The sequence below is a fragment of the Mucilaginibacter lappiensis genome, assembly GCF_900155965.1.
In the GTDB taxonomy this organism is placed as follows: Bacteria; Bacteroidota; Bacteroidia; order Sphingobacteriales; family Sphingobacteriaceae; genus Mucilaginibacter; species Mucilaginibacter lappiensis.
Map to the genome: position 1 here is coordinate 214,628 of NZ_FTMG01000005.1, position 11,131 is coordinate 225,758.

Annotated in this window: 14 protein-coding genes; 7 read left to right on the forward strand and 7 right to left on the reverse strand. The window is 39.6% G+C overall.

What is annotated here, in order from left to right; genetic code table 11:
- Positions 1-126 precede the first annotated feature (126 nt).
- From BW976_RS12300 to BW976_RS12310, 3 genes are all read left to right on the forward strand, one after another.
- On the forward strand, positions 127-1,305 hold the full coding sequence (locus BW976_RS12300; protein WP_076373591.1) for a YXWGXW repeat-containing protein: 1,179 nt from the start codon (positions 127-129) through the stop codon (positions 1,303-1,305).
- 243 nt (positions 1,306-1,548) lie between these two features.
- Positions 1,549-2,337, forward strand: coding sequence for a LuxR C-terminal-related transcriptional regulator (locus BW976_RS29805; RefSeq protein ID WP_076373592.1), 789 nt, complete (start codon positions 1,549-1,551; stop codon positions 2,335-2,337).
- 136 nt (positions 2,338-2,473) lie between these two features.
- Positions 2,474-3,529 (forward strand): flavin-containing monooxygenase, encoded by a 1,056-nt coding sequence (locus BW976_RS12310; protein ID WP_084192170.1) that lies wholly within the window; start codon positions 2,474-2,476, stop codon positions 3,527-3,529.
- A 52-nt stretch (positions 3,530-3,581) separates the two neighbouring features.
- Here the strand turns inward: BW976_RS12310 and BW976_RS12315 are convergent, their stop codons facing one another.
- The 3 genes from BW976_RS12315 to BW976_RS12325 form a co-directional block, all read right to left on the reverse strand.
- On the reverse strand, positions 3,582-3,926 hold the full coding sequence (locus BW976_RS12315; protein ID WP_245834687.1) for a hypothetical protein: 345 nt from the start codon (positions 3,924-3,926) through the stop codon (positions 3,582-3,584).
- A 66-nt stretch (positions 3,927-3,992) separates the two neighbouring features.
- The gene (locus tag BW976_RS12320) at positions 3,993-4,460 is read right to left on the reverse strand and encodes a MarR family winged helix-turn-helix transcriptional regulator (protein ID WP_076373593.1); all 468 of its coding nucleotides are present in this window, start codon (positions 4,458-4,460) and stop codon (positions 3,993-3,995) included.
- A gap of 44 nt (positions 4,461-4,504) precedes the next feature.
- Positions 4,505-4,924 (reverse strand): SRPBCC family protein, encoded by a 420-nt coding sequence (locus BW976_RS12325; protein WP_076373594.1) that lies wholly within the window; start codon positions 4,922-4,924, stop codon positions 4,505-4,507.
- A 237-nt stretch (positions 4,925-5,161) separates the two neighbouring features.
- Between BW976_RS12325 and BW976_RS12330 the strand changes: the two genes are divergently transcribed.
- A complete protein-coding gene (locus BW976_RS12330) occupies positions 5,162-5,587 on the forward strand; it encodes an SRPBCC family protein (protein ID WP_076373719.1) in 426 nt (141 codons plus the stop codon).
- 95 nt (positions 5,588-5,682) lie between these two features.
- On the opposite strand, the gene BW976_RS12335 is transcribed toward BW976_RS12330, so the two are convergent.
- Positions 5,683-6,663 carry a helix-turn-helix transcriptional regulator gene (locus BW976_RS12335; protein WP_076373595.1) on the reverse strand — a complete coding sequence of 327 codons (981 nt, stop codon included), beginning with the start codon at positions 6,661-6,663 and terminating at the stop codon, positions 5,683-5,685.
- A 157-nt stretch (positions 6,664-6,820) separates the two neighbouring features.
- On the opposite strand from BW976_RS12335, the gene BW976_RS12340 reads away from it, so the two are divergent.
- Both BW976_RS12340 and BW976_RS12345 read left to right on the forward strand, forming a co-directional pair.
- Positions 6,821-7,507 (forward strand): GIN domain-containing protein, encoded by a 687-nt coding sequence (locus BW976_RS12340; RefSeq protein WP_084192172.1) that lies wholly within the window; start codon positions 6,821-6,823, stop codon positions 7,505-7,507.
- A 6-nt stretch (positions 7,508-7,513) separates the two neighbouring features.
- A complete protein-coding gene (locus BW976_RS12345; protein ID WP_076373597.1) occupies positions 7,514-8,722 on the forward strand; it encodes an FAD-dependent oxidoreductase in 1,209 nt (402 codons plus the stop codon).
- A gap of 61 nt (positions 8,723-8,783) precedes the next feature.
- Here the strand turns inward: BW976_RS12345 and tam are convergent, their stop codons facing one another.
- Entirely contained in the window at positions 8,784-9,551 is a 768-nt protein-coding gene (tam, locus tag BW976_RS12350) for a trans-aconitate 2-methyltransferase (RefSeq protein WP_076373598.1), read from the reverse strand.
- A gap of 127 nt (positions 9,552-9,678) precedes the next feature.
- Here tam and BW976_RS12355 point away from each other — a divergent pair, with 127 nt between their 5' ends.
- Entirely contained in the window at positions 9,679-10,359 is a 681-nt protein-coding gene (locus BW976_RS12355) for a GNAT family N-acetyltransferase (protein WP_076373720.1), read from the forward strand.
- Between the two features lie 83 nt (positions 10,360-10,442).
- On the opposite strand, the gene BW976_RS12360 is transcribed toward BW976_RS12355, so the two are convergent.
- Together BW976_RS12360 and BW976_RS29720 are read right to left on the reverse strand one after the other, a co-directional pair.
- Entirely contained in the window at positions 10,443-10,688 is a 246-nt protein-coding gene (locus BW976_RS12360) for a GlsB/YeaQ/YmgE family stress response membrane protein (RefSeq protein ID WP_076373599.1), read from the reverse strand.
- A 253-nt stretch (positions 10,689-10,941) separates the two neighbouring features.
- On the reverse strand, positions 10,942-11,131 hold a 190-nt coding region (locus tag BW976_RS29720; protein ID WP_217696244.1), incomplete at its 5' end, for a hypothetical protein.

An 11,131-nucleotide genomic window follows, 5' to 3' on the forward strand; every position in this document is an offset into this window, starting at 1 on the left:
AAGTGGATAAAATAGTCCGGCGAATTTCCAACCTTAAAAGACCCTCTCAAAAATCAAAAAGAGTTATTCATTAAATATTCATTAAACCTTCTTAACCGGCAATCGTCTCTATGAAAAAAACAGACTATGAAAAAGATATTAAAAAGCATTGTTTTACTTGTAGCTTTTACAATCGTAATGCCGCAGGTTTACGCACAGGTAAGTTTAGGTATTAATATATCAGCACGTATTGCACCACCAGCTTTACCTGTTTATACACAACCCGTTTGCCCTGGCGATGGCTACATCTGGACACCCGGTTATTGGGCCTATGCAGATCCGGATGGTTACTACTGGGTACCTGGTGTTTGGGTTAGGCCTCCACACGTAGGCGTATTATGGACTCCCGCATATTGGGGTTATGTAGGTGGTGTTTATGGCTTCCATGCCGGTTACTGGGGCCCTCACGTAGGTTTTTATGGTGGGGTTAATTATGGCTTTGGTTATGGTGGTGTTGGTTTTGGTGGCGGTGTTTGGGCCGGTAATGTCTTTAGATATAATACAGCTGTAGCTAATGTAAACACTACCGTTGTACATAACACCTATATCAATAAAACAGTGATCAATAATAATACTACTATAAATAATAATCGCACCAGTTTTAATGGCCCGGGGGGAGTTAATGCAAGTCCAAATGAGCAGGAACGCAGTGCTATGAATGAAAACCACATGCAGCCTACATCAAATCAGATGGATCATCAGCAAACCGCTAGTCGCGATCATAATCAGTTTGCATCTGTTAATCACGGCGCACCGGCAACTACTGCTATGAATAGAGTAAACGGACGCAGCTTTAATCAACAAGGCCGTATTGCCAATGGTATATCGTCTGGCAAACTAAATGCCGGCGAAACTAAAAACCTCGAAAACCGCGAAGCTAACCTGAACAAAGAAGTTCGTACAGACAGGGCGGATAATGGCGGGCATTTAACCGGACAGGAACGCAATCAGGTTAATAACCAGCAGAACAAACTAAGCAATTCTATTGATGCAGATAAGCATAATGCTAACAATGCCAATTATGGTAACAATGAAGTTGGGCAAAGAAAAGCTAATCAGCAACAAAGAATAGCTCAGGGAATCCGCAACGGACAAATGAATGACAGGCAAGCTGCAAGGACTGAAAACCGCGAACAAAACATTAACCGTAATGTTAATACCGACAGGCGAGCCAATGACGGACGATTGACTGCTCAGCAGCACAGACAGATCAATCATCAACAAAATAGAGCCAGTAGACAAATCTCCCATCAGCGTCACGGGTAATTTCCAGTGGCAAATAAAAGAGCCATCGTTTAAAACGATGGCTCTTTTATTTTATATTATTTAAGCCTGACTTTTATCACCTTTCAAATTACATCCTCATTGTTAACTGGTTATAAAATTTGGCAGGCAATATCTAACTTTATATCGCAAACATAAAACGTTAATTTTGGTTAACCAATAATATTTGATCATAAAGCATCCATGGTCTGAATTGAAAAAATCAAATCTTAGTTTTATTTACTTATGAATAATTTTTTAGAGGAACTGCCGGCTTTCCTGGGTCCTGATTTCAAGATACCTCAGAGTTTTTTTAAACCTAAATTTAACGACGGCGAAAGTGCATTTTTTGTTGTTGATTGTCACACCAATAAACTTTGCTACATGCAAGGCCCCCTTGTAAATGAAATTGGTTTAAATGAAGATCAATTTAAAGCCAAAGGCTTTGATCTTTGGGTATCACTTATCCATCCGGATGATGTTGAAAGGGTGCTGGCAGCATACGTTGATTTTACTCATGCCATTAACGAATATCACCTAATTATTCCCGGTAAAAAAAACAACAAACAAGTAGTGGAGTTTAGGTTTAGGATGAAGGATCAAAATTACTTATGGATACGGGAGACAAAAGTAATTGTTATTCATAAGCACCAGCCTGACCAAACTAAGGCTGTTGGTAAACTCACCGATATTACTCAACAAAAAAATGATTATCAATCGAGCCTGGAAAAATTTCGCCTGAAAAAAGAGCAGGATAATGTGATGGTAAAAGCCTGGGCCAAATTACTCGAATCTAAAAACAAACCAGGTGCCGATCAAACTTTGGTTGATCAGTATTCAGCAGATCTGGACGTGTTAACTAAAAGGGAAAAAGAGGTTTTAAAATGTATTGGTGAAGGACTTTCATCAAAACAAATTTCGGATAAGCTTTTTATAAGTAACAATACAGTTGAAACACATCGCAGGCATTTATTGGAAAAACTAAAAGTAAAAAACTCAGCCGAACTGATCAGTCGTACCGCCAGGGTTTCATAATCTTGCCTCTTCTTTCCTGGCAAATTTTCCGGCATCTTTCATAATTGTATTTAAAAATCATCATTTTCCGTGATTGTTGCATGCTCTATTTTAATACAATTTTGCCTCCGTTCATTAAAAAGGGTAAGAAGACTTTATGAAAGACGAGATAATGGTATACGATACAGTTGTTATTGGAGGCGGACAAGCTGGTTTAGCCATGGGATATTATCTAAAAGAACAACAGCGCGATTTTCTGATCATTGATGAAGAAGAGCAAATAGGTAACTCCTGGCGTAAAAGGTGGGATTCGCTAAAATTATTCACTCCTAAAATTCATAACGAATTGCCGGGATTATTAAATGAATTTGAAACCTCGGGTCGTACATCTAAAAACAACATGGCAGATTATCTTGAATCATATGCTGCCAAATTGAAACTCCCCATATTATTAGGCACACGTGTATGGAGATTAGATAAAACCAGATTGGGATATGCTCTAATTACCACATCCGGAATAATTAATTGCAAACATGTAGTAATAGCCACAGGAGCAAGCCATATTGCTAAAATCCCTTCGTTTGCAGAAGAGCTTAATAAAAAAATATTTCAGATCCATTCATCAAATTATAAAAATATAACATCCCTACCAGATGGAGAGGTACTTATAGTTGGTTCGGCTACCTCGGGTGTTGAAATAGCATTGGAGATACCTGCCAGCAGGAAACCTACCCTTGCAGGTGCGCCAACAACGGTTTTACCGGCTTTTCTTTTTAAAATTGGAAGATTTTCCTGGTTGATCTTTAAAAACATTTTCACTATCCGTAATCCGTTGGGCAGAAAAGTGAGAGTAGGTTACCTTAAGGGAGGTGCAATATCTCCGTTATTACTTGGCCGGCTCAATCAATCTGCGGTTATCTGTAAACCGCGAGTGGTAAGATTAAATAATGGTTTCCCGGAATTGGAAAATGGAGAAGTGGTTTATCCAGACATTGTGATATGGTGCACCGGCTATCAGCCTGATTTTTCATGGATAAATTTTTACTTTAAAAAGGAAAACGGATGGCCCATTGCGCCCAGAGGGATTGTACCTGATCAAAAAGGTCTTTATTTTATCGGAATGCCTTTTCAATATAATTCAACCTCGAGCCTGGTGGGTGGCGTGGGCCCTGATGCAGCATATATTGCAGAACACATCAAAAAAACAGGCTGATACAACTCAATTTAAAGGCTGCGGCTTCGAATTGTCGGTTTCTAAGAGCTATCTAAGCTTTTATAAACTTTAACCATCCCCAAAACTTGCGATGTTTTAAATAGCTACTGCTGGTTTCATGAGCGTATGCCTCACGTTCAAAAACAATATTCAGGTATGCTTTTTCATGATCATGATATCTGATCAGGTTAACTAAATAGTTAGCCAGATAAAGAATGTAAAAGGGTATGATCAACAGTTCCAACTCCTGCATTAAATGAATAGTTTCGTGCCTGATGAGCTGATCATCGTTTTTTAAATCCTGGTGTTTTACCAGGACAAAAGGAAAAATAGCCATACCACTTACCTTAAGAAAAGGAACAACAATAATGATGGGGAACAAACTCAGCTTACTCAATATTTATCTGTTATTGGAATATTCGTTGATCCAATGAAAGTCCCTGTTATTTTACTAACAGCCCAATTACTCTGCTTCATTTGTATAAGCCAGTAGAGCTATCAGTTTTTTATTAAATTCGGCAGCACCTGCACCTAAAGCTGCGAAAAATAGACGGTCAAAATCCTCTACTACTATCACCGCTTGTTTGATCACCTGCTTACCTGTTTCGGTAAGGGCAACGCTCTTGGCTCGGGTATCTGTGGCATGCTCCTGTCTTTGCAACAGTCCTTTGGTTTGTAAGGCGCGTAACACCGTTGAAGTTGTCATTGGGTCGATCTTGGTGTGTGTGGAGAGTAAAACCTGGGTTACATCCTGTTTTTGCAAGGCTAGCCAATGTGTACTTGCCAACAACACATATTGCGAATGAGTAAGGTCATATTTTACTAATGCTTTTTTAATTTCCCGTTGCCACAAATTGGTAACCTGCCACAATAAAAAGCCGCTGCTATCTTCGGCTTTGTCGACACTAAAGGTGTTATCAGTCGATTCCATTTTTTATGTTTTTAGCCGGATGGGTTAATCTATCCGGGTAGATATTATAGTTTTTTGGCAGCCGCAATTTGTTTTTGCATATCAGTTGGTGTGTCATCAACAATTTTTTGAGCCACCAGTTTCACCCAAATAAAACTTAACACCCCGGTTACCCAAATGGTATTGGTTATTTTTACACCCTCGGGTGTATCTTCAAATAAGTGCTCATCGTACATTTTGGCCAGCGGGAAATTAGTTACATCAATGTATTTATTATTCTCGATGGTTTCAAGCAGCTTTATTTTCACATCAGGGCCACCCTTTGGCCGCAATATAAAACTATTGCCGGCTTCAAACCGGCCATCTATTTTGGCAAACTCTATATTGGTATCCCAGTTATGCCAGTTGTTTACATCTGCAAACAGTTTCCATAATTGTTCTCTGGTGACTTCTGTTGTTACGGTTGAATAGGTTCTTTGCCACATGATTTTAAGATTTAGTTTATTGTATGTTCAAATATAATAAGTATACATATTATATGCAAATTTAATTTAAAATACTTCTTCAGATTTTTTTCAGCTCTTATGATCATGTTTTCTACCTAACAGTTTATAGCCACAATGAGACGTAATAATTACACCCTATAATTGTCGTAATTGCCCCCTGCGTTTTTAAAGATGTTGCCCTACCTTTATTTTATCAAAACAAAACATCAATTAAAAATGGAAACAGCAAATAACATCGCAATTACTGTAGAGAGTATCGTAAATGCTCCTGTAGCAAAAGTTTGGGAATCATGGACAAAGCCCGAGCATATTACCAAATGGTGCCAGGCATCTGATGATTGGCATGCACCTTATGCAGATAATGACCTGCGCGTGGGTGGTAGTTTCACAACCACTATGGCAGCTAAGGATGGCAGTTTTAGCTTTGATTTTGGGGGTATTTACACCGCTGTAGAAGATAATCGCCTTATTGAATACACTGTTGGCGACGGCAGAAAGGTTTCGATCATTTTTGAAGACCAGGGTAACAGCACTAAAGTAATTGAAACTTTTGATCCGGAAAGTACAAACCCTATCGAAATGCAACGCGGAGGATGGCAGGCTATTCTTGATAATTTCAAGAAGTATACCGAAACTCTGTAATAAAACTTTTTTTATAGCGATCAGGATAGATTTTCTGTTCTGCCAACAACAAAGCCCGATATTATATCGGGCTTTGTTGTTTATGGGGTGATATATTACCTTAACTGGCTTGGGGCTACCCCAAATTTCTTTTTAAAGGCAGTACTAAAATGCTGAACGGATGAATAACCCAATTCAAATGCGATCTCAGTAACTGATTTATGCGCCTCTAGCAGATCAATTTTGGCCAGTTCCAGGCGGCTTTCGGCCAGATATCCAAATACGGTGGCACCAAACATCTCTTTAAATCCCCGCTTTAATTTATACTCGTTAATACCTGCTGCACGGGCTAATTGGGATAAACTGGGCGGTACTTCCATATGCTGCATCAAATAATCCCGGGCATATACCAGACGTTCCTTATCATAATCTGTTTTAGCGTATATTTTTATCGGGCTAAGTAATTGATTATATGATTCTGCTTGTAAAACCAGTATTTCGATGGCTTTGGAAAGCAGGAACATCTTTTTCAACGGTCCCACAAATTTGCAGCTAACAACCGCATTAATACAGCTTTGAATGGCCAGATTGATACTTAAATTATCTGCAGATAACGCGGCCGGCTCTCCTTTTAATATTTTGTCAGCAAACCTTTTCAGTGTATCGTTACCATCGCGCGTGATGTTCAGGAAAGCATCTTCGGTAAACTGGATCATGAACGATCGCATTTTTAATTCCTCTACCTTCATCTTACCTTCTGCCTCGTTCCCATAAAAAAGATTGTGCTGATTAGTGTTCAACTCAAACTGCTTGTTCAGGTACTTGTCTACCATAAGCAATTTGCCTTTCAAGCTAAAGTACATGGTTACCATTTTCATATCGCCCCGCCAATCCAGGGTAATCTGCTCCCTGAAAACAGATTCTGAATAACTCATCCGGATACCATTAAATATCCAGATACGCGTTTGTATATCCCCAAACGGTAAATTCAAATTAACCAATTCTGTTTTTAACTCATCCGTATTAAAGCCTGCCTCATTAAGCGCGTGGCTATGCAGAATATTATTACTGGCCGCATCTTTTAATTCAAATGGCATTGCTCCGTATTATATAAATCATACTCCTTTTGATGTAACAGGCGACTGCCAGGTTACGGGCACCTTTGTAATACAAAAACTGATCAAACCCAGGCTATCAATAGTAAGATACAGAAAAGTACTTCTTGTTACTGACGCCAGGCATAGTAATCAAAAAATGAATTTTAAAAAATTAAGACAAATGATTGAAATAAAAGGAAATGGGAACATAGTTTCCAAAGAGATACCCGTAAGCTCATTTATCAGGCTACACCTGGCAGCAAAAGGGCTGATAGAATTACTGCCATCTGATGAAGAAAAAGTAATAATAGAAACCGACGAAAACCTGTTTGATTATTTTGAAGTGGTTAACTCGGGCCGTACACTGTATATATCATCTGAAGCAAAATTCAGAAAACCATCTTTTACCAAGTGTATCATCAAGGTTTATTTACGCCAGATAGACACCCTTTATGTACGCTGCGATGGAGGCGATGTAAACTGTAGTAAGGCCATTACGCTGGATAACCCGCTTGAAATAAAAATACAAAGTATTGGCAATACCAACCTCAACATTTGTGCCCCTGCTATAAAAGTACTAAGCCAATGCTCCGGAAATGTTACCCTTAAAGGTAAATGCGGTACACTGACTATCAAAAATCAGAGTGAAGGAAATTTATTTGCCCTGGAAATGGATGCAGATGAGCTAAGTATCAGAAATATGGCAGAGGGTAATGTAGAATTGTACGCTAACAGATCGATCAGTATTGCCCATTGGGGCCAGGGCGATGTGCATTACGCCGGCAACGCTGTATTAACAGATGTAAAACAATACGGAAACGGCATGATTAAACACGTTAAATAAAATAAGATGGAAACTAACCATAAACCCGTAATTATTATAGGGGCCGGGTATGCTGGCCTGTCCCTGGCTTTGTTTTTGAAAAAAGCGGGCATCACTTCAACTGTTTTTGAGGCATATCCCAATGCAAAGAACATAGGTGGCGGTATAGGTCTGGCCCCAAATGGCATAAATGTATTGCAGGAGCTTGGACTAAGCAAACAAGTAATCAATGCCGGAAAAATCGTTGATTATAATAATTTCAGAAACTATAAAGGAAAATTCCTGGCCCGGATAAAGCTCAATGCCATCAAAAAATTTGGACAACCATTCGTGATGATCCCGCGGGCAGCTTTGCAGCAGATACTTTACCAGGAGGTGTTTGAACAGGGCATTGAAGTAAATTTTCAAAAACGGCTAAAAGACATTAATGAAAGTACTGAAGGAATAACCGCCATTTTTGATGACGAAAGCAGTTTTGAAGGTGCGTTGATCATAGGTGCCGACGGCATCCACTCCGCATCCCGGAAAATCATCTTTAACGATGCTTTCCCCGAAGAATATACCGGTTTTTATGGCGCCGGTGGCTTTGTACAAAAATCAACTATTGAGCAATACCTGGGCCAATATGATCATGATGCACTTAACTTGTCATTTGGGTTAAGTGGGTTCTTTGGGTTTAATTTCCAGACTACAGATGAACTCATGTGGTGGTGTAGTGTGGAATTAGCGGAGCAGGATGCTAAACAAACTTTAATGAAGCTTTCGAGCGGGGCACTAAAGAATAAATTAGCAGCAGATTATAAAGATTTTTATTCGCCTGTACCCCAACTGGTAGCCAACTCAGATCATATCATCAAAACCGTAATGTATGATATGCCCAGTTTACCCAAATGGTACCAAGACAAAACAATTTTAATAGGCGATGCCGCACATGCGGTGAGCCCCACCAGCGGCCTGGGTGCATCGTTAGCTTTGGAAGATGCCATGCTATTAGCCAAGCTGCTCAGAAAACATACAATAACTGAGCATTCTAAAGCTTTTTTCGATTTTCAATCAATCAGAAAACCACGAACAGAGAAAGTACGTGCCGACGCCAATAAACATAATACTGATAAAAAAGTGCACTCGCCTGCTTCGGCCTGGATTAGGGATACCATCATGTCACTTTTTCTCAAACTATTCGGATTAGGGGCGGTCGACTGGAAGTACAGCTATAAAATTGAATGGAATGATTAGCAAAAAAGCCTCCCGGTAATAATATTGGGAGGCTTTTTTATTTTTAGGAGCTTATAGGGTTTTAAACAGTTGCCACAATAAACAATCTCGGAAAGGGCAACAATACCGAACCATCTGGGTATTGAGGATATGCTTTCGCTATTCCTTCTTCATATTGAGCCAGAAAAGCCTTGCGTTCGGCATCATCGAGTGGCTCAATAAAGGGGCGCAGACCAGTTCCTTTAAACCACTCCACAATTGCCGCGGCACCACCATGAAGCGGGTGATGATAAACTGTACGCCAGATATCCAGTGTAGCAACCTTATCTCGCAGGTTACGATAGTACCATTCGGCTGTTTCCCTTTTTATTCGTTTTGATGCTTGGTTTAATTTAGCAGCCCAGGGACCGTTTTCGGCGGTTTCGCGCATGAGACGGTGCGCGGGCTCCTCAAAATTATCGGGCATTTGCACAGCCAGGCAGCCTCCTTTAGCAAGCTTGCTGATCAATGCTGGGAATAACGTTTTATGATCAGATACCCACTGCAAAGCCGCATTCGCCAGGATAACATCATAAGGTCCAGGATCGCGCCATGTTGAAATATCATCAACCGCAAAATGTACATCGGGCATACGTTTACGGGCCGCTTCAATCATATTTTCAGAACTATCCATACCCATTATTTGAGCATGAGGGAACCGGTCTCGTAATAATTCTGTAGAATTACCAGGACCACATCCTATGTCTGCAGCAGTATTTACCTGGGTTATCGGGATATTAAAAAGCAAGTCTCGGATAGGACGGTTTCGTTCGTTCTCAAATTTTGAATATTGTTCTGATGACCAACTCATATATTTTTATGTTTACTATTAAACATAATATGAGCAAAAAAGTTGTCTTACACACTCTGTTCGTTATTAGTTTAAAATGACGATCAGCCTCGATATTTCTTTTAATTTTGCTCATCACACTTATATCATGGAACACCTGCTCGATAACCCCATCTGGAATGCCTTAATTTCAGGAAACAACAATTTGGCCTATGGCAACAGCCAGGTTAAATATTTTGCCCAAAACGTAGCCCCTTTTGTTGGCTTTGAAAACTATTCAGTCGCTAATTTTAATACCCTACACGATCTGGTAACAGAGCAGCGGGTTTTAGCTGTTGTTTCGGCAGAAGAGATTACCATTCCTGCACAGTGGAAAGTATTGAACAATATGAAAATATTACAGATGGTATTTGATGGACCGATACCACCAGAGACTTTAAATCATGAATTGATTACCTTACAGGATCAACACATACCAGCCATGCTTTCATTAACCAAAATGACCAATCCTGGGCCTTTTACTGAGCGCACTATTGACTTTGGAAATTACAAAGGCATCTTCCATAATGATGAGCTCATTGCGATGGCAGGGTATCGTACGCAGCCATCGCCCTATATAGAAGTTAGCGCCGTGTGCACCCACCCCAGCTATCATGGCAAGGGCTATGCCGGCACGCTTATTAATTATCACATACGCCAGATTATAGCAGCATCAGGAATCCCCTATCTTCACTCACGTACTGATAACGCAACAGCCATTAAGCTTTATCAAAAACTGGGCTTTGTAGCTAGAAAAGAAATGACCTTTAATATTATTCAGAAAAATTAAAGAATTTATATAACTATTAACAAAGAGACCCGACATAAAAATACCGGGCCTCCTTATTTTACGATAACGGCTGTATAAGTTATCTACGAATTGCCTTTGATGAGTCTTGAGATCCATACCAGTAACACGGCACCCAAAAAGGCTGTAATAAGATAGCCAATACTCCCACCCCAATGGATACCAAGCCATCCTAAAATTTCACCACCAACCCAACCGCCGACTAAACCCAGCAGAATGTCGATGATAATTCCATAACCATCCCCCTTCATCACCTTCCCGGCGAGCCAACCGGCAATACCGCCTAATAAAATTTGAAATAATAAGTGCATAATTATATGAGTTTAAGTTAAAAATTGATAAATGAGCAATTAGGCTATATTGCGTTATACACTATAGGCCATGAGTATTGTGAAGCGTGTTTTAATAATTTCATGGGCGAAAATGCCCTTATTCAATTATTTAGGTTTACATAAAGGTATCTATAATTTTGTAATACTTATTCATATCATGTACAATTATTTAAAACTGACATTCAACACATTAGCACTACACAAGATATATAATTGTATCACACCAGTTTTTTTATGATGATGGTTTTATTTCCTTATTTTGATAAAAGTCCATTGATAACTTTAAGCTTTTTTGTGGTACCAAAAATTTCAAATTCATTTTTCTGCTTGCAGAATATGGTTTTCTGTCTATATTTGCACTCCCAACGCGAAAGTAGCTCAGTTGGTAGAGCACGACCTTGCCAAGGTCGGGGTCGCGAGTT